General features: G+C 41.8%; 15 protein-coding genes. 7 read left to right on the top strand and 8 right to left on the bottom strand.

The window, feature by feature from the left end; translation table 11 throughout:
• A partial coding sequence (locus GX654_14980) for a carboxypeptidase regulatory-like domain-containing protein (GenBank protein ID NLD38167.1) occupies positions 1-1,843 on the top strand: 1,843 nt, incomplete at its 5' end.
• Positions 1,844-1,963: 120 nt separating this feature from the next.
• Here GX654_14980 and GX654_14975 read toward each other — a convergent pair.
• Both GX654_14975 and GX654_14970 read right to left on the bottom strand, forming a co-directional pair.
• Positions 1,964-2,911 (bottom strand): lipase family protein, encoded by a 948-nt coding sequence (locus GX654_14975; protein ID NLD38166.1) that lies wholly within the window; start codon positions 2,909-2,911, stop codon positions 1,964-1,966.
• A gap of 131 nt (positions 2,912-3,042) precedes the next feature.
• Positions 3,043-4,494, bottom strand: coding sequence for a phospholipase (locus tag GX654_14970; protein ID NLD38165.1), 1,452 nt, complete (start codon positions 4,492-4,494; stop codon positions 3,043-3,045).
• A gap of 596 nt (positions 4,495-5,090) precedes the next feature.
• On the opposite strand from GX654_14970, the gene GX654_14965 reads away from it, so the two are divergent.
• The 4 genes from GX654_14965 to GX654_14950 all read left to right on the top strand — a co-directional run bounded on the left by GX654_14965 (position 5,091) and on the right by GX654_14950 (position 10,598).
• Positions 5,091-9,041, top strand: coding sequence for a hypothetical protein (locus tag GX654_14965; protein NLD38164.1), 3,951 nt, complete (start codon positions 5,091-5,093; stop codon positions 9,039-9,041).
• A gap of 605 nt (positions 9,042-9,646) precedes the next feature.
• The gene (locus tag GX654_14960; GenBank protein NLD38163.1) at positions 9,647-9,964 is read left to right on the top strand and encodes a hypothetical protein; all 318 of its coding nucleotides are present in this window, start codon (positions 9,647-9,649) and stop codon (positions 9,962-9,964) included.
• A 174-nt stretch (positions 9,965-10,138) separates the two neighbouring features.
• Positions 10,139-10,378, top strand: a complete 240-nt coding sequence (locus tag GX654_14955; GenBank protein ID NLD38162.1) for a BrnT family toxin — start codon at positions 10,139-10,141, stop codon at positions 10,376-10,378.
• A complete protein-coding gene (locus GX654_14950) occupies positions 10,353-10,598 on the top strand; it encodes a ribbon-helix-helix protein, CopG family (GenBank protein NLD38161.1) in 246 nt (81 codons plus the stop codon). The genes GX654_14955 and GX654_14950 overlap by 26 nt, the downstream gene beginning before the upstream one ends.
• Before the next feature lie 551 nt (positions 10,599-11,149).
• On the opposite strand, the gene rfbD is transcribed toward GX654_14950, so the two are convergent.
• Genes rfbD through GX654_14935 form a run of 3 tightly spaced genes read right to left on the bottom strand, consistent with a single transcriptional unit; the run spans position 11,150 to position 14,063 of the window.
• Complete coding sequence (rfbD, locus tag GX654_14945) at positions 11,150-12,037, bottom strand: dTDP-4-dehydrorhamnose reductase (protein NLD38160.1); 888 nt, start codon at positions 12,035-12,037, stop codon at positions 11,150-11,152.
• A 43-nt stretch (positions 12,038-12,080) separates the two neighbouring features.
• The gene (locus GX654_14940) at positions 12,081-13,640 is read right to left on the bottom strand and encodes a hypothetical protein (GenBank protein ID NLD38159.1); all 1,560 of its coding nucleotides are present in this window, start codon (positions 13,638-13,640) and stop codon (positions 12,081-12,083) included.
• Positions 13,641-13,661: 21 nt separating this feature from the next.
• Positions 13,662-14,063: a SnoaL-like domain-containing protein gene (locus GX654_14935; protein NLD38158.1), complete on the bottom strand. Its 402-nt coding sequence runs from the start codon at positions 14,061-14,063 to the stop codon at positions 13,662-13,664.
• 434 nt (positions 14,064-14,497) lie between these two features.
• Between GX654_14935 and ltrA the strand changes: the two genes are divergently transcribed.
• Entirely contained in the window at positions 14,498-15,928 is a 1,431-nt protein-coding gene (gene ltrA, locus GX654_14930) for a group II intron reverse transcriptase/maturase (protein ID NLD38157.1), read from the top strand.
• A gap of 123 nt (positions 15,929-16,051) precedes the next feature.
• On the opposite strand, the gene GX654_14925 is transcribed toward ltrA, so the two are convergent.
• Entirely contained in the window at positions 16,052-16,462 is a 411-nt protein-coding gene (locus tag GX654_14925; GenBank protein ID NLD38156.1) for a flavin-nucleotide-binding protein, read from the bottom strand.
• Between the two features lie 250 nt (positions 16,463-16,712).
• Here GX654_14925 and GX654_14920 point away from each other — a divergent pair, with 250 nt between their 5' ends.
• The gene (locus tag GX654_14920; GenBank protein NLD38155.1) at positions 16,713-17,762 is read left to right on the top strand and encodes a hypothetical protein; all 1,050 of its coding nucleotides are present in this window, start codon (positions 16,713-16,715) and stop codon (positions 17,760-17,762) included.
• A gap of 279 nt (positions 17,763-18,041) precedes the next feature.
• On the opposite strand, the gene GX654_14915 is transcribed toward GX654_14920, so the two are convergent.
• Together GX654_14915 and GX654_14910 are read right to left on the bottom strand one after the other, a co-directional pair.
• On the bottom strand, positions 18,042-18,617 hold the full coding sequence (locus tag GX654_14915) for a transglutaminase family protein (GenBank protein NLD38154.1): 576 nt from the start codon (positions 18,615-18,617) through the stop codon (positions 18,042-18,044).
• Between the two features lie 36 nt (positions 18,618-18,653).
• Positions 18,654-19,307 carry a hypothetical protein gene (locus GX654_14910; protein ID NLD38153.1) on the bottom strand — a complete coding sequence of 218 codons (654 nt, stop codon included), beginning with the start codon at positions 19,305-19,307 and terminating at the stop codon, positions 18,654-18,656.
• Positions 19,308-19,523: the final 216 nt, after the last annotated feature.

The following is a 19,523-nucleotide window of genomic DNA, read 5'->3' as shown; positions in this document are numbered from 1 at the left end:
TACTATCATGCTGTCCATAAATGACCTGCATTCAAGGGCATTGTGGCTTAATCAGTATTCCGATCTTCTTGGATATACTCCAAGCTCATATCTGAATTTCGGGGAGCTCAGAAACTTTGATACCTTGATAGATGTTGTGGCAACAACCGAACGCACAGTGGATAACATCCTTGATCAGATGACTGCTGAAGAGGAACTTGTCTCGTTACTTCAAGATAATTTAGGGACAGGCGTTGACAAAAGAAAGGACTGGATAAACAGCGAATGGCAGCGCTATGATTCCCTGCGTTTTAACGCGGAAAACAGCCTGAGTTATGTAATAGCAGCCCTCAGGCAGCTCGACCGCCTTCACTCCGATCCATGGTTCAAAGTATACCCCGGGACCACCACGTGTTTTGAAAGTGACTGTTTTTCCAGATATACTGTTAATGTAGATGTCATAAATGCTGAGATCAGTGCCCTATCCACCCCTGCCCAAAGGGAAGAGGCGCGAAGTCAGGCAGTGGTTAAACTTAATAAGTTAAGGACACTGGAAGAGACACTGATTGATCGCCTGGAGATCGCCCAGAATGCACATTTAAATGATGTGCAGGAGCTGAAGAATTTTTTCAGTGCGCTCTATTCAAGATATCCATATGTGTATTCCACTGAAGAAATTCTTGAGGAGTTCAGGTCTGTGACAGGTAAGACAATGAAGAACATGTATGACATCTGGAACGATCTGGTCCCCAACCATACTTACTACTATCTTGGAGACGGGAACTGGGTTCGCACAGCGCAAAATCAGAGGACAATATTATTCCTGAGTGCTATTGAAAAGGTTAGCGGCAAGATCCCTGCATATTACGATATGCTGGACCTCTACAATGATATGAAAATAAGAAAAAGCTATTATATGGGTTTAAGTGAAACAGAATTCAACAACTTTATGGCATATGTTACCGGTAAAATAGGTCAGGCCCCTGATGGAGAATATATAACCGCCTTTAAAGTTAATAATGTGTGGGGGGTTGAATTCCCATGCTGGCAGCTTTACTATAAAATTTCGGATCGGCGTAACAGGCTGAACAATGAATACCGTTATGGAACAATAAGTGATCCCAACACCTGGGAGGTTACCGGTTCGGTCAAAGGTCCGGATGGTAAACCTGTTTCAGGCGCCCAGGTTTTATTAACCGGATATCTTAACCTGAGCACAACCACCCGGAGTGACGGCACCTTTGTTTTTGATTTTATCAGTAACGGGGAATATTCCCTTAAGGTATACAGTGACGGATATGAAATACCTGCACCTACAGCCAGTGTGAATGTCTTTAATGCCAACACCTCTCCCGCGAGCTTTACGGCAATACCTGTTGATGATCCGGGCTATGTAATATCAGGCAGGCTTGTTTATGAAAACGGCAATGCTGTTGCGGGTGCGCAGGTGGTGCTGACCTCCGATACAGGCGCTAAAAGAACAACAATTACAGGCCCTACCGGTAGTTACCTGTTTTCCGGCGTTGAGATGGGAGAATACAATGTGAAGCCAGTTGCATCCGGAATCGATTATTCCCCCCTCTTCCGCGTTGCTGCTGTGCCCACCTCAATAGAAGACGCAGATTTTCTTATTGATTATGAACCAGGAGGTACTCTGAACAGTGATACTGATGGTGACGGTATGCCTGATGAATGGGAAGCTGATAATGAGTTGAATCTCCTTGTGAATGATGCAAATGAAGATGCTGATGGAGATGGGTTTAAGAACCTTATTGAATATAAAAGAGGAACAGACCCACAGGATGAAAACTCATATCCAATTAACAGAGCAATGCCCTGGATCCCATTGCTGCTGTCGGATTAATAATGAGGGTTGAGAAGAGGCAGGATCAATCATTCCTGCCTCTTCTTTCCATGCACTTGCCTGCCTTTGTCTTTCTGGTCAGAAATAAAGGATTCCCCGGTTAAATATTTTTTGTATTCGCTAAACCGGTGGTTGATCCCCTCTGTTTTTTTCCTGGAAAATCTTTTTGATTTTATCCGCGGCCCTCTGCAAGCTATCTCGTATAGACTTAAAACCCATATAAAATAGATTTCTTTTTTCTTCGGTTAAAAATTGATCAATAATCCCGGCAAATTCGGGCGTTCTCAAATAGCCGTAAACCTTATGAGGATTGCTCTCACCATTAAATTCGTAATCATTACAAACATTGATATCCTCAACGTTGATGCCCTTTTCATTCTTTTCATAATCATTGCTTATTGAATGATCAAGCGCAACATTATCATCCTCATCGGAGATATTATACCATTTGTTAGAGACCTTCCCGGGAGCAGGTGGTTTTTTAATATCCGGTTTAAACTTCTTTAACTCCAGATAAATCCGGCTCACAATAACCGGTAATCCCAGAGGTGATCCCATGGTAACTAAAGTATGCACTTCCGGAATTTGAGGATAATGTACCAGAACATCATAAGTAATGATTGATCCCATGGAGTGGCCGATTACCATAATTTCATACTTCCTGTATCTGGTAAGCGCATCAATGAGTCTTTTCCTTATCAGTTCTTTTGCGGAATAATGCGGCTCCTGAACCGGATTTGAACTATCGCCGAAATAGGCTTCCAGGTCATGAAAATATTTACTGATAAATTTATTGGTCAGGCCTTCGAATTTCAATGTCATATCATCTTTAAGAAAGATCTTATCAAGTTTACTTCCTATAAAACGCATTATTTTTTTACGAAAGGTAACAGTTCGCACAACCTGGCCGGGTTTAACCTCTGTATATGGTTCAGGGTTAAATAAGGCATGTGAAGGATCAGTAATTGAGGGATCAAGAGGTTCATCGTATAAGACATCGGCCCAGTATACCAGTTCAAATGGGATATGAAGGCGCGTTTTACCTATTCTCGCAAGCCCTTCTCTCATAGAATTCAACCACCATTGCGCTAAAATATCACTGGGTGGTTTATTTCCCAGCCCATGAATGCCGAGTATTATCTGTTTTTTTTGTCTGAAAAAGAATCTCATCTTAAAACTTAATCCTACTGTCAGATTATTTAAAATGTTGATGTCCCGGTTGTTTCAAATAATAGCGCAAAAAGGGCCTTAAAGAAAGAATCCTCCTCATATTTTGTATAATCCGCTGTATATCCCTCTCCGTTCCATATCCTTTCAAAATACCCTTTTATCTCCATTACAGCCCTGTTATTAGAAGGAGCGGTCAGGCTGACATTCATTTCAAGATTATAATTATCAAGGTTTCTCCGTGTAAAATTGGCAGAGCCAAGTATAACCCTGGATGCGCGCCCCTTATATTCAAACAGGGCGAATTTGCTGTGATACTGTTCCCCGCGAGTGTCATACCAGCGTATCCTTATCTTTTTCCCGGACCCTGCAAGCAGTTTACCTGCTGTCTGCCGGTTGGGAATGCCGTTCTTTTCCCTCCCAAAGGCATCCTTATTGGGGTCAAGCACTATTCGTATTATAGCTTTTCTCTCCGATGCATTAATAAGCGAATCAATAATCTCTCTATCGGACAGATAAAAGACCCCGATGCTGATCATGTCGCCATTACCTGCCTGATCTATGCTATCCAGCAGGGCATCCTCTATCTTTTCTTCTGTGATCAACCTGACACGTGCATGATCACCCGCTTCTTTCTTCTTTTCAGGGGGGATATAAAAATCAAGAGGGCTAAGCCTTCCGCCTGAAAATTGAGCCACTGCCTTTTCTGCATTATAAAATTCCACTGCGAATGGCCCCGCTATTTCAAAGGCCACGTTTGAATATGCCGAGCTGCCGTCATGGAGATTGGCTGAGGTCACTATTCCCCGGAGATCCTCTTTGTGATCAGCCACAAATACCTTTCTGTGATTGGCCTTGAAGTTCAGCATTTCGAGGTATGAACGAAGCGTCACCCTTTTGCCTGTGTCAGAGAATGGGTTGGGAAACAACCCTCCCTTATAAGAATTACCGAACCACTGAATAAAGGCCCTCCACAGGGGCGAATAGATCATGTTGCTGTCTCTGAGAGAGCGAAGGTTAGTCTGGATAACATTCACACCTGCCTTTTTAAGAGAGTCCAGCTCCTTTGATTCAGCGCCATAATATATGCTGTTAATGGGGTCGGTTATAAGATCTATCATTATACCGGGGCGATCCTGTTTGCTTTTTATAAGCCTTCGGGTCAGCTCATCCGCCAGATTCCTGTATGGTTTTTCCGCCTTCCCGACATAGGTATTAAACAGGAACATATCAATAAGGATATACCTCTCTGCCCTGTCGATAAGATAAAACATCCGGTCAAAAATTTCCTGTTCCGATACGCTCTTACCATCTACACCAGTATAGGTAAGGTCGCAGAGAAAATCTATATCATCAGGGGCAATGCTGTATTCCGGGCTTTCATAGTTTGTGCCAGGGGGATTTGCCTTAAGTGAATGATATAACCCGTTTGCAATGATAAACACAAGCAGGAGAAGAATGATGTTTCGAATATGTTTAGCCATTTATCTTTTTGAGCTTCCCTTTATACTTACTGTTTAACATCGATTTTACCAACACTGACAATACTGTAAAAAGGCAAGTTATCACGCAAAGCCGGAAAGAACACCAGAAAAATTGATTTTATTTTATGTAGTTCTTTGCGACTTTGTGCCTTTGTGTGAGATTTAGTTTTTTACGAAGACATCAAAATTGACATTTTCACCAAACACTACAAATGATGAGCATTTTCTGCTATCTCATGCATAGGATGCACCCAAAAATCTCAAAACTAATTTGAATTTATATTTTGAGGTGCAACCCCTATTTTTACTATATCCTTTGAGTTTTACGAAAATTAATGTAAAATATTTTTAATTTACAAACCGCTGGAGGAAGTTATGAAAATATATGTCTACACATTTGACATAATAGGTTCATTACAGTCTTAGGTCTTACACTATCAACTGGTCGTGGTATAGGAGACAGAATAGATGCAGTAACAGGTGGGACATATAAATTTTATGACGAGATTTATTAAAGGGCCTAATATGCATTTTCCGATATATAACATATCAGAATTTAATTTGATTGCTAATCTATAAAGTAGAGGAGTTATACAATGAAAAGTATAAAAATGTTTAATACTGGTAAAACAATTATATCTTTCACTAATCTAATCCTCTTTATGACTATTTTATTTACCTTTCAAGTAGGTGCAATCACACCAATAGTTATTAAAGAAAAAACTGTAGAGTTACCTGCTGGTACTGATGCCGACTGGTGGCAAAGGGTACAGCAGAAAATTATTAAATCAGAGTACTGGGTAGCTGAGAAGAATAAAACTGATAATCAGGGTTATAAAACCGAATATCATGCCATGAACAGGGCGCATAATCTGCGCACATATTTTACACCCGATGGTATACGTGTAACCCCTGGAACAGATAACCCTGACTGGGAATGGGGGTTTAGTTTAATGGGGTTTGGTTTAAAGGGTGATATAAGGCCTGTTGAACCGGGTAAAATTAGTAAAGACATGAACCGTGTAGAGTATCAAAGGGGAGAAAACCTTACAGAGTGGTATATAAATGATGAAAAGGGTCTTGAGCAGGGTTTTACAATAGAAGCTCCTTTTGTTACGCATAAAAGTGGTGCAGGAAATATTTTGGTACTGGAGCTTGGCATTATTGGAAATCTAACAGGTGAAATTGACGAGTCGGGTGATAATATTAAATTTGGCAAACCTGGTGAGGCAAGTGTTGTAAATTTTGGAAAACTCTATGCCTTTGATTCGTCGGGGAAAGTTTTACCATCCGAGATGATTATCCTGGCTGATGATCTTCAAATACAGGTAGATACAACAGGTGCGATATATCCTGTAACAATTGATCCCCTGGTTACTACACCTTCATGGACAGCAGAGTCAAACCAGGCTGATTCCATGTTTGGATACAGTGTTGCATCTGCAGGAGATGTAAACAAAGACGGCTATTCTGACGTTATTGTTGGGGCTCCTCTTTATAACGATGGGTCAGGAAATTATGGTGGAGCATTTGTGTATTATGGTTCATCATCGGGTCTTAGCGATACTCCTTCATGGACAGCAGAGTCTGATCAGGCGTTTTCATTTTTTGGATACAGTGTTGAATCTGCAGGAGACGTGAACAAAGACGGTTACTCAGATGTTATTGTTGGAGCTCCTCTTTATAACGATGGATCAGGAAATTATGGTGGAGCATTTGTGTATTATGGTTCATCCTCAGGACTTAGCGATATACCTTCATGGACAGCAGGGTCTGACCAGGATAGTTCCTGGTTTGGATCCAGCGTAGCATCTGCAGGGGATGTAAACAAAGACGGCTATTCTGATGTTATTGTTGGAGCTTTTTCATATGACAATAATGAGACAGATGAAGGTAGGGCCTTTGTGTACTACGGTTCAGCTGCAGGACTTAGCAATACACCTTCATGGACAGCAGAGTCAAACCAGGCTGATGCCATGTTTGGATACAGTGTTGCATCTGCAGGAGATGTGAACAAAGACGGCTATTCTGATGTTATTGTTGGGGCACCGGGTTATGACAGTGGTGAGACAAATGAAGGTCGAGCCTTTGTCTATTATGGTTCAGCATCAGGACTTAGCAATACACCTTCATGGACAGCAGAGTCAAACCAGGCTGATTCCTATTTTGGGTACAGTGTTGCATCTGCGGGAGATGTAAACAAAGACGGCTATTCGGATGTTATTGTTGGAGCTTATTTATATGACAATGATGAGACAGATGAGGGTCGTGCCTTTGTCTATTATGGTTCATCATCAGGACTTAGCAATACACCTTCATGGACAGCAGAGTCAAACCAGGCTGAATCTTTGTTTGGATTCAGTGTTGCATCAGCAGGAGATGTGAACGGAGACGGTTATTCTGATATACTTGTTGGAGCTCCTGCTTATAACAATGGTGAGGCAGATGAAGGACAGGCATTTGTGTATTATGGTTCACCATCGGGTCTCAGGAGTATACCTTCATGGACAGTAGATTCTGACCAGGTTGAATCCCGTTTTGGATACAGCGTTGCCTCTGCAGGAGATGTGAATGGAGACGGTTGTTCTGATGTTATTGTTGGAGCTCCTTATTATGACAGTGGTGAGGCAGATGAAGGGCGGGCATTTGTGTATTATAGTTCAACATCAGGTCTCAGCAATACACCTTCATGGACAGAAGAAACTGACCAGGGTAGTTCCTATTTTGGATTCAGTATTGCCTCTGCAGGAGATGTAAACGGGGACGGTTATTCGGATGTTATTGTTGGAGCTTATGGATATGACAATGATGTGACACATGAAGGTAGGGCCTTTGTGTATTACGGTTCAGCTTCAGGACTTAGCAATACACCTTCATGGACAGCAGAGTCTGGTCAGGGTCCTCCCTATTATGATTATAATTATTTTGGATCCAGCGTTGCATCGGCAGGAGATGTGAATGGAGACGGCTATTCTGATGTTATTGTTGGAGCTCATGGATATGACAATGGTCAGACAAATGAAGGTAAGGTCTTTGTTTATTATGGATCATCCTCAGGACTAAGCAATATGCCCTCATGGACAGCAGAGTCAAACCAGGCTGAATCCCATTTTGGAGTCAGCGTTGCATCTGCAGGAGATGTAAATGGAGATGGTTATTCTGATATTATTGTTGGAGCCCATTTATATGGGGCATATGCCGGTCGGACATTTGTGTATCACGGTTCATCCTCAGGGCTTAGCAGTGAACCTGCATGGATAGCAGAGTCTGACAAGGCTGATGCCCAATTTGGATGGAGTGTAGCATCTGCAGGAGATGTGAACGGAGACGGCTATTCGGATGTTATTGTTGGAGCTTATGTTTATGACAATGGTCAGACAAATGAAGGTCGTGCAATTGTGTACCACGGTTCAGCTTCAGGACTTAGCAATACACCTTCATGGACAGCAGAATCAAACCAGGCCGAATCACAATTTGGATACAGTGTTGCATCTGCAGGAGATGTGAATGGAGACGGTTATTCAGATGTTATTGTTGGAGTTCGTTTGTATGACAATGTTGAGATAAATGAAGGTCGTGTGTTTGTGTATTATGGTTCATCATCGGGTCTCAGCAATACCCCTGCATGGACAGCAGAGGCTGACCAGACTGATGCCCGTTTTGGCAACAGTGTCGCATCTGCAGGAGATGTGAACAAAGACGGCTATTCAGATATTATTGTTGGAGCCTATTTTTATGACAATAGTGAGATAGATGAAGGTCGGGCATTTGTGTATTATGGTTCATCCTCAGGACTTGGCAATACACCACGATGGACAGCAGAGTCAGACCAGGCTAATGCCGAATTTGGATACAGTGTTGCATCTGCAGGAGATGTGAATGGAGACGGCTATTCAGACGTTATTGTTGGAGCTCGTTATTATGACAATGGTCAGACAAATGAAGGTCGGGCATTTGCATATTATTATATTCCTGTTGATACTGATGGTGATGGGTTATCAGATGAAATGGAAAGCGCAGGATGCTCAGACCCGTTTGATGCTGACACAGATGATGATGGTATAATCGATGGAGTTGAGGATGCTAATCATAATGGTGTTGTAGATACAGGAGAAACAAACCCATGTAATGCGGATTCTGATAATGATGGTATTCAGGACGGAACTGAAACCGGTGTAACAAGCGGACACCAGACCGATACAAGCAGCGCTTTTATTCCTGATGCCGATTCATCAACCACAACAAACCCTCTAAAGGCAGACAATGATGATGATGGATTAAAAGATGGAGAAGAGGATGTTAATCATAATGGGCAGGTTGATGGCGGTGAAACTGACCCTGCTAATGAAGACTCTGATAATGATGGCATGCCGGATGGCTGGGAGGTGCAGTATAACCTTGATCCACTTTATAATGATGCCAACGAAGATGATGATGGAGATGGGTTTAGCAACCTTAAGGAGTATAAAAGAGGCACTAACCCCCAAGATTTATCATCTCATCCATCAAAGGGTATGCCCTGGCTGCCACTGCTGCTGTCGGATTAATAATGCGGTAGAGAAGAGGCAGGATCAATCATTTCTGCCTCTTCTTTACAGACAGTCAATTATCTGTCCTTATCTTTCCTGTCCATAATGAATAATTTTCCGGTTAACAATTTTTTGTATTTGTTTAAACGGGGGCTGCTTCTTCTATTTTATGACTTCCGGGTTTCCCGGAGCATGATGCGGGCAAGTCTATAAGTAAGTTCTTTATCCAACATCACCTTCTGACCGCGGATCATTAAAATGGCGTTTTCAATTTTATCAGAGGGAATGATCGATTTTGTTTTTCTCTTACCTGTTTTCAAAAGACAAGATACCATGATTTTTTTATTTTCGGTTTGACGTTATGGGTTTACTGCTAACCGGTTTAATAATAAAGAGGAAAAGAGCTAAAAGCTGAAACTTCAAAGCTGAAAGGGAAGATAAGAATATTTGCCTGTTCCAAAATTAATTTTCCTTCTATAGCCTATCTGTACTAGTGAACAATCATTCCCTAAGTTACCATACATAACAGCAAACTCACCATATTGTATGGTAACTATTTGTTTGACAATCGTTACCATACAATTTAACGTATCAACATGTTTGTATGGTAACAGGAGTTTTAAATGGCAATAAAAGGTGTTCTAAAAGAGGAGCTGGATAACTCCATCAGGATGAAGGAGAGATATGAAAAGGAATTAGAAAAGCTTCCAGCCGGAAGCCTTATAAAAAAGAAAATCAAAGACCATGAGTATTACTACGTAGTCCTTCGGGAAAATGGAGATGTCAAATTTATCTATCAGGGCAGAAATGTACCGGATAAGGTAATAGATGAATACGCAAGGGCAAAAGAATTAAGGAAAAAATACCGGAACAATATTTCTCAGTTAAAAAAACAAATTAAGTTTTTAAATGGTGCATTGCGTGGAAAAGAATCAATCTGAGCTATTCCTAGAGATCCTGTAAAAGACAAGTATATGCCCCTAGTTAAACAAATACAAAACATGTTAAACAGGGTAAACCCTGGCTTTGTAAATTGTCAAACGCTATCATTTGTAATACATTAGCATCATAAAAAGCCGAACTTTGAATGGGATAATAATAAAGACCAGGAAAATATTATTAAACATGGGGTATCATTTAAAGAGGCACAGGAGGCCTTTTTAGATGAAAACCGTATCATCCTGGAAGATGTCATTCATAGTACTGATGAAAAACGTTATTACTGTATTGGAAAAGTTGCAGATGGTATAATGACTGTGCGCTTTACATACAGGGAAGACATCATCCGGATCTTCGGTGCGGGATTTTGGAGAAAAGGAGAAAAACGTTATGAAGAAAAAAATAAAATACACTAATGAGCCATCTGATGTAGATCTGGAAAATGCAGTAGAAATAAAAGACTTTCTACCCAAACCTAAAAACCTTGTATTACGCAAAGAGCAACCTGTGACTCTGCGTCTTGATGCCTCAGTAATTTCAGAACTAAAAGCAGAAGCGGCGAGAAAAGGTATGGGTATGTCTACCCTTATTCGCATGTGGGTGCATGAGCGGCTGGAACAATCTCACAACGTATAATATCAGCCTTACATAGAAAGCATCGGTGTCACCCAGTATAGACGGTCTAAACAGTTGACAGCCTCTAAAAATCATAAAACAAAAACAACTGGATTCCCGCCTGCGCGCATTGACGTCAAGCTAAGGCAAAAAAGATTTTTTAAGTATATTATTTGGCGCTCCTTTTAAAATGTAGGGTGGCATTTTATATGCCACCTCTTTTTCGGTGGGGTATAAAACCCCACCCTACAGAAGAATTTGTACCATTTTTGCCTCCAAACAAATTGCATCTGGTACGTTGATCTCATTAACTTTACGCCGATGCGCCTGCGCGGGAATGACGCTTTATGTTTGGATTCTCCGACCTGTCACGTCATAACCTTGGTGCCTGCGGATCACCCGGAGAATGACGTTTGGTGTTTGGATTCCTGCTTGACAGGTGGTGCCATAATCCTAGAATCAGTAAAGGAATAGATATCTTTAAGGAGTCTTTAGTAGGGTCGGGATTTATTCCCGACCGGTATTTATGTAGAGACAAGGCATGCCTTGTATCTACAAGGAAATAACTCTTTTTATTTTGTTCTATACAACTCTTCCAGCATATCGGATAACCCCTGTTTCCAGTCTTTATTCCTGATCCCGAATGCCTTATTGAGTTTCGTACAATCCATTGCAGACCACATGGGCCTTTTAGCAGGGGTTGGATATTCTGTAGTAGGTATTGGCAGGATTTTCTGTATCCTGAACGACTCCCACTCTTTTGCCTTAGAGATAATTGCCTCAGTAAAGCCGTGCCATGATGTTATTCCATCTCCACAGTAATGATAGGTGCCCCACTTTACATCCTTTTGCTGCTTGGTGATCCGGTTTACCATTGCAACAAGGGCATCTGAAAGATCTCCCGTCCAGGTCGGGCAGCCTTTTTGATCATTAACCACCCTGATTTCTTCTCTCTCTTTTGCGAGCCTTATCATAGTCTTTACAAAATTATTGCCGTTTACTCCGTACAACCAGGCTGTGCGGATAATAAGATGGTTATTAAGGCAATTCCTTATTGCCTCCTCCCCTTCCCACTTGCTTTTACCATATACACTCATGGGATTGGCCTTATCATCTTCTTTGTATGGGATTGTAGCAGCGCCATTAAAAACATAATCTGTTGAAATGTGGATCAGGGGGATATTCATCCTATTGCATGCGAGAGCCAAATTCTCCGGGCCATTTTTATTAACCTTAAAGGCAAGTTCAGTCTCTGATTCAGCCTTATCAACCGCAGTGTATGCCGCGCAGTTTATTACAATATCAGGGCACCTTGAATCCATACACAGCTTAACATCACCGGATCTGGTTATGTCCAGTTCATCAATATCGATCCCGGTTACATTATAACCAGCACTTTTAAGCCTGGGCTCAATGTCCCTGGCCAGCATTCCATTATTTCCTACTAATAAAACATTCATATCTTAACCTTTTTAAAACGTAAAAATGATTCAAGATTCAAGGTTATGAATCAGCAATAATCTTTAGGGCTTCAGACTCTTTACCCTTCTGCACATATAACGATATCCCGATATAAGGTCCGAAAAAATAAAATAGACTCCTTAAATGGTAACCCTCTAAAAAACATGAAATGCCGTTCTGATCAAGAAGATTCTTTATGAACCCGGCCTCATAGGGTTTTTGAAATTCATCTATCTTTACAAACTTACCATATGTTTTCCTGGCCTTCACATCATTGATAATATCAAGAGAAATAGAAACAAACTCGATAACAGTTATCCCGCTGAATATTATCCAGGCATAAAAAAGTCCCCGGTTTAATAATACTGAATAAACAAACAGGTATGCCACACCCCATATGGCGAGAGTAGTGAATTTTTTATCCAGCATTTTTTCAAATGAAACATCATTTGAGAGGAGCGGCTCAGCGTTCTTTGATCTTAGAAAATTAATGATCTTATCCGGGTTATAGTACATGGCTGTAAACCAGAAATAGATGACAACCATAATTATTGTAACGGTTATAAAATAGCTCCAGGTGCCATACTGGAAGTATTTAAGAATATCAGGGTAGTCCCTGGTAAAATAAGTGACGCTCGCTGGTGTTAAAACAATGTTAACTGCCAGGGCAGCAGGGATAATACCTGAGATATTATATTTAAAAGGCATAACAGCATTGCTGTTGTTTTTAAGCCTCACGTTAAGATCGTATTTACGTCTCTCCATATACACGCTTAAGGCCCCTGAACCAAAAAGTATCAAAAGCATTATAAATATCTTTACCAGACCATCCATTCGATTCATAACAGACATCGTGCTATGGAATGAAAAACCAATATCTGAAAGCAGGCTGGCTATAACCCCTGTAAAGATTAACATGCTTATGCCGTTACCCAGCCCCCTGGAGGTGATCAGGTCAGCAATCCACAGGCTAATAAAAACACAGGCAGTTAATGTAATAACTATGATAAGACCGGATTCCAGCCCTGCACCGGCAAGTACCGGTAATCCATCCGGACGAGACATTTTTGAAATGGATATGGCTATTCCTGATCCCTGGACAAGGCTCAGGATAAGTGTCAGCCACCTTGCTGTAACACCAAGTTTTCTGCGCCCTTCATGTTTTTCCTGCCGCCATCTGTTTAAAGGAGGCAGTATCAGGGAGAATATCTCCACCAAAATATAGGCGCTAAAATAAGGCATAATTCCCAGAGCACCTATTGAGAGCCTGGTGTTGTTAGGGAGTCTTGAAATATCCACTCCGGGTAAAGGAATGATATACATCAGACGAAAAACTAACAAGAGGCCAACAGTAATAAGGATTTTATTAACCAGATCAGTATCAAGTTTTAGACCAGTATAATTAATTATCTTACTGAGAAGATCATTATAAATCTTTTTAACATTACGGTCAGGCACAACAGGGTTGTCTGTGAGTGGGCTGTTGCATGCGGGGCACTCTGTAATACCATCACTGTATTCTGCGAAACGACCGTTTTTTAATCTGTCGGGGCAATTCTGATTAGTGCAAAATGGCATTTTTAAATTGCAGGTCCTGATCAAGCACGGACCCTCCTCCTTTCATTATCTGAAACTCCTGGGCTTATAATTGGGCCAGTCACCTGTCGATAAACCGCTGTCAGCGGTAATGTATCGTTTTTTGATAAGCCATTGGCCCTTAACCTTAACAAGCTCATCAAATTCTGTTCCCTGCTCAAGTATTTTCGGGGCGCCTTTAATATCTTCATTTATAAAACCTGTCCAGACTACCCATATTGTTGCATTGTTTCCATCTACATTAACAATGGCCTGCACTGGGTGCGACAAGAAGTCGCCTTTATATATTGTTGGACTTGATCCAACCTGCTGTATCACCAGCAGTTTTATACTTCGGCATGCATTACCAGTAATGGTTTTGTGTGAAGCCTGAAGGACAATGTAGCCCTTGGCATTATGCTTGGAGAGAGAATCGTGAGAGGACCTCAACTCTGGAAGCACAGATCCGGATGGGAGCTATAAATGATGGTATGCGCAACATATGTGAACTGTTGATAAACGTCGTTAAGCCGAACAGGCTAAATGTGCTGTTAAGCCTGAGCCAAAATGGCAAGAGGTATGGTTGGGACGCTCCGGTGTCATCCCACGTGATCGATGATTCCTACCGGCGGATAGACAGGCGCTAACCCATTGTGTATTAAAGGCGGAACTTGGTAAGCCCGTATTTCTCCCAGCAGTGGGACAGTTGACCGAAAGGGAAACCTATGGGAATGCGGGTAGAGGAGGCTGGAGAAAGCGAATGCCAACCTGTAATGGGTTGGATACGGGTTCTTAATCTGCCCGGCTCGAAAGAGAGCAGACTTCCGGCACGGTGTTGAATCACGGGAAACGTTCTGAACGGATAACTGTATTGGTGTGGACAGATGATATCATACTTTGATATTAACGGCCTTACAGGCTATGAGTCTTGGTGGAATTCCATAGATTGGAACAAACATAGGCAAGTAGTATCCGGTATTCAGGCGCGTATCGTGAAGGCAGTGAAGAATGGATTAAAAGAAGTGGTTCGTGGTCTTCAAAGACTGCTGGCCAATTCACACGCTGCAAAGCTTTTGGCAATAAGGCGTGTGATATCCAATAGTGGCAAACGAACGCCAGGTGTTGATAATTATCTAATAGATACACCAAAAAAGAGATGGGAGACTCTGCAAAGATTAAATCTTCCCGACTATAAAACTAAACCTCTCAAGCGCATATACATTCCCAAAAGGAATGGAAAGAAAAGGCCGTTAGGTATTCCGGTGATGCACGATCGAGTGGAACAAGCTCTTGATCTTTTAGGTCTTGCTCCCGTATCAGAAGAAACCGGAGACCATCATTCATATGGTTTCAGGAGATATCGGTCAGCATGGGATGCCATAGATGGTGCATATAATGCGCTGAGGTTATCAGGTAGTGCCAAATGGATTCTTGAAGGGGACATCAAGGGATGCTTCGATAATATTGACCATAACTGGTTGATTAAGAATATTCCCATGAATAAAAGGAAGCTGGGGAAATGGCTGAAATGCGGTTATCTTGAAAGGCATATGTACAACCCTACAACAGAAGGAACTCCCCAAGGGGGAATAATATCACCAACACTTGCCAACATGGCTCTGGATGGTATTCAAAGCCTTCTAAGTAAAAGGTTCAAAAAGTCTGAGAAGGTTCACTTTATCAGATATGCAGATGACTTCATAATAACTGGTGCAACAAAGGAACTGCTTCAGGATCATGTGAAGCCATTATTAGAAAAGTTTCTTAATACCCGTGGCCTTTCATTGTCAGAAGATAAAACTATTATTACGCATATCGATGATGGTTTTGACTTCCTGGGTTTTAACATCAGGAAATATAAAGGAAAACTACTGACAAAACCGGCTAAGTCCAGTATAAGAAGGATCAAGGATAGTTTTAAGGATTACCTGAAGAGCCATAAAACGGAGAAGACAGAAACTGTAATAAGTGAACTCAACCTGCTTATCAGGGGTTGGGCAAACTATTACAAGCATGTTGTCAGCAGCAAGGTCTTTTGCAGTTTGGATCATGCATTCTGGCAGATGACATGGAAATGGGCCAGGAGGAGGCATCCTAATAAGCCGTTGTTCTGGGTTAAGAATAAATATTTTCAGAAGATCGCCAATAGAGACTGGAGATTTATGGAAAAAGATAATCCTGAACCCTTGTTACTTTTAGGAAGCATCCATATTAAAAGGCACATTAAGATCAAAGCGGAAGTGAACCCATATGACAGTAAATGGCGTGACTATCTCAATAATCGTTTAACACTGAATTCACAGCCGGGTGTGTAATAATGCCTTATCAATGCTTGAGCCGTATGAGGTGAAAGTCTCACGTACGGTTCTTAGGGGGCTTGGGGATGGTAACATCCCCCGGCTACCCGACAATGACCTTTGGTATAAGATAAAATGTTCTTAAGCTATCCGCTTGCCTGCATCCGGCCCGGCACCGATGGAATATATCTCTTCTACCTTGAGGATCACCGCACCCTTGGATTTCAGCGGATACCCCATTTTTTTCCCCATATCTTCGATCCATTTTGCGGTCTCTTCATACCTGCTGCCTTTTGTCTCAATAGTTGCAGCGCCCTTTATCTGGTATCCCCCATGATCCTTCCAAAAGGTAAGGGAGACCCTTGGGTTAGCCTTCATGTTCGCAAGGGTCTTGTTAAAAAACTGATCTGACAAAAGGATGGTCTCATTATCCAGTATCTTCTTTGCACCAATGGGCACGGCATTTGGATTTCCATCAGGTGTGGCGGTGGCAAGGATTGCAAAAGATACTGCTTCAAGCATATCAATCATTTCTTTGGTCATTCGGGCCATAATGTGTTTCCCCCAAGAAAAGTTGTAAATTCAATATTTTTGTTGAATGTGGTTTGATGCCCTTGGTTTACAGCCAGTTGTCTTTAAAAGCAAGGGATTTTCAATTCAAAATTCAAAATTATGAATGGAGGGTTTCTATTGACACACAACCCTTTGCTCCATATACTCCTTCCTTCAAAAAATATTTTTTATCAACCAGCTTCTTGTTTTCTATTTTTTATTGTTATTTATTTTTAAGGAGGATTCAAAGATGAAAAGGATAGCATTATTGTTAGCGAAGATTTGTCTTACTGCATTTGTATGCGCTGCTGGCTCAAATGCACTTGCAGGAGAAGAGAGTTGCACCCGTGAAAATCTCACCAAGATAACAGATATGTACTTTGAGGCCATTCAGGCGCACAAGACATCAGGCCTTCCTCTTGCCCCTACTGTGAAATTTACTGAAAATGGCATACCAAAAGAGGTTGGAAAAGGCTTCTGGGAAACCGCTGGCAAGCCCCTGCTCAGACGCACCCTGGTTGATACCAAAAAATGTGTCACTGCTACACTTTCTGTAATTGAAGAACCTTTTGATTCTAAAACAGTTGGAAGTGGCGGCATGGGCGGAGCCCCTGGTATGGCCGGCGGTGCAGCTCCTGCCCCTGCAAAGGCCCCGGCTGGTGCGCCCGGAGCCCCCGGAGGAGGAGCTGATGTCTCCAATTTTTTTGCAGGCCCAAAAGAAATGCCCAAAGAGGGGGCTGTAAGGCCGATCCTTTTTGCCAACAGGCTTAAGGTGGAAAATGGCAAAATCACTGAGATTGAAACTATCGTAGCGCGGGAAAAAGATTTTGCCTTTAATGCAGAGGGTGTACTCAATACTAAAAATCAGGACTGGGATACGATTTTACCCCCTGATAAACGTGCACCGCGCAAGGCCCTGGCAGAGGCGGCAGATAATTATTTTGCCCTGTTCGCAGAGGGTTCTACTGTAAGCGTACCCTTTGCCAAGGTATGCGATCGCTGGGAGAATGGCTTTATGGCAACACCAGACCACGATTGTTCACCAGTAACCTTCAGAAAAAGAATTGGCGTGAGTATGAACCACGGGCCAAGACGGGTCTGGGTTGATACTGAAAAAGGGCTTTCCATTGCATTTATGATGTTTGGCGGCGGGGCAACAGCGAATGAACAAAACCCCACAGGAAGCGGCCTTGTGGATTGCCACATGTTCAGGATGAGGGACGGTGAGGTGGATTTGATCCAGTCAATAGTAGGTCCCAGTGCGCCATCAATGGGCTGGCCACTTGAACCGATTGAATAGCATGTGATTAATAGAGAAACTAAGTAAAAACGGGTCCGCTCCTGATTAAATATAAACCAAACAGGAGCAGACCTCTACTATACTTCATACTGTTTTATCAGACTTTCCAGTGAAAACCCTGCTATAAATAATTAAAACTATGCCTTACATATGATTCACGATAAAAATAATTTAGTATCTTCATTTCTGTCATGCTCACGAAAGCTAGAATTCATAGGCTTTACAAAGATCCTCTGGATGTCCGCTTTCGCGGGCATGACGACTTATTTTTCAAGGCGGCTATATAGATTGGATATCCGGCAGATTATCCCAAAGCTCATCTTTATTTTTATATTTTCTCAACACCTCGATTATTATTGGCAGAGGATCAGACAATATCTGTGGAAAATCGATTTCACCATCAATATTAGCCGTAAATGCCAGTTGCTCTTTTGGAGGAGTAAACTGTGCGTTTACACCCTCTTTGTTACCTCTTGCATCTAACCGATACCAGCCGGTTTCGGGCAGATAAAGAGCATTAAGCCCGTGTAAACAAAAGGGCGCACCATTATCATCCCTGCTTAGCCTTTGATAACAAAGCCCTGCAGGGATTGAATTTGCACGCAAAAGCGCAGAAAGCAGATGACTTTTAGCATAGCATACACCCGAACCTGATAATAATACCTCAGATGCACTCACCGCCACGGTCTGAATATTATAATCGCCAATGTGTTTGATATGATCCCTGACCCATTCGAAGCATGATTTTGCAACATCAGTATCAGCGCCTTTTCCCGCTGCAAGCTCTGCTGCCTTTGATATTATTTCAGGATTATTCCAGTCTATTATCTCAGTTGATCTTAAATATTGTTCCATAAAATCCTAATAGCCTTCAGCCTAAATAGCTTCAGCCTATTTTTCAACAATCAGGTTTTTGAGTTCGTTTGTATCATCAGCCTTTATGGGGAAGTGTTCTTTAAGTATCCTGCCTGTTTCACCAATGGCCCTGCATATGGCCTCTGTCTGTTTTTTTGTTTTTATACCTTCTGTTATCATACTGACAATATTATCCCACTCGCCCTCATTTACCTTTGCATTTATGCCCCTGTCAGCAAGAACCATCACCCTGTGCTCAAATACCGATATAAATATCAGTACGCCAGTCTCATCCCTTGTGCGGTATAGCCCTTCATGGAAAAAGGCTGTAACGGCTGCCTCTTCAACCTCCTCTTCAATCTCCTTATCAGAGATAAAAAACCTCTTGAGGCCGGAGGTATATTTAATAGACTGATTGAACAGTATGAATAGTACAGTGATTATCCCGATAAAGAGGAAAAGGTTAAAATTACCAATCCAAAGCCACCCGCCAACAAAATAGGTCAATATGAGGGAGAGAGGAAATGCGAAGATCATGCCCCCTATAACATTTGACATGGGGTAATGGTAGCTTCGTGATACAACCATCGGGACAATCTCGCCCGATGTATGCATTTCTGCATCTCTTACAGCATCATCAATCTTTTTCCTGTCTTGCTCGCTTAAAAATCTTTCTGCGGTATTTGCCATATATAACCTGAATAAAATATTTATAAATGCTGTTTTTATATCTCCACTGTCATCAGCAAGACTATTATGGATGACGTGCAAGCAATCAGATGTAGAGACAAGGCATGCCTTGTCTCTTCTATGGGACCACTTGTCAAGCCAAATTAGTGTTAATTGTTATTTTAGTCATACCTCTAGCCTTAGACCATGTGAACAGTAGTAGTAATTTATATAAAT

The organism is Desulfatiglans sp., assembly GCA_012513605.1.
GTDB lineage: Bacteria > Desulfobacterota > DSM-4660 > Desulfatiglandales > HGW-15 > JAAZBV01.
The sequence above is the reverse complement of the archived record's forward strand: the minus strand, read 5'-3'. Positions and strand labels throughout refer to the sequence as shown.

Bases quoted from the DNA above. Each gene is read 5' to 3' on its own strand.
- GX654_14975 (NLD38166.1), bottom strand. From the start codon at position 2,911: ATGAGAGAAGGGCTTGCGAGAATAGGTAAAACGCGCCTTCATATCCCA.
- GX654_14970 (NLD38165.1), bottom strand. From the start codon at position 4,494: ATGGCTAAACATATTCGAAACATCATTCTTCTCCTGCTTGTGTTTATC.
- GX654_14965 (NLD38164.1), top strand. From the start codon at position 5,091: ATGAAAAGTATAAAAATGTTTAATACTGGTAAAACAATTATATCTTTC.
- GX654_14960 (NLD38163.1), top strand. From the start codon at position 9,647: ATGGCAATAAAAGGTGTTCTAAAAGAGGAGCTGGATAACTCCATCAGG.
- GX654_14950 (NLD38161.1), top strand. From the start codon at position 10,353: ATGAAGAAAAAAATAAAATACACTAATGAGCCATCTGATGTAGATCTG.
- rfbD (NLD38160.1), bottom strand. From the start codon at position 12,037: ATGAATGTTTTATTAGTAGGAAATAATGGAATGCTGGCCAGGGACATT.
- ltrA (NLD38157.1), top strand. From the start codon at position 14,498: ATGATATCATACTTTGATATTAACGGCCTTACAGGCTATGAGTCTTGG.
- GX654_14925 (NLD38156.1), bottom strand. From the start codon at position 16,462: ATGGCCCGAATGACCAAAGAAATGATTGATATGCTTGAAGCAGTATCT.
- GX654_14920 (NLD38155.1), top strand. From the start codon at position 16,713: ATGAAAAGGATAGCATTATTGTTAGCGAAGATTTGTCTTACTGCATTT.
- GX654_14915 (NLD38154.1), bottom strand. From the start codon at position 18,617: ATGGAACAATATTTAAGATCAACTGAGATAATAGACTGGAATAATCCT.
- GX654_14910 (NLD38153.1), bottom strand. From the start codon at position 19,307: ATGGCAAATACCGCAGAAAGATTTTTAAGCGAGCAAGACAGGAAAAAG.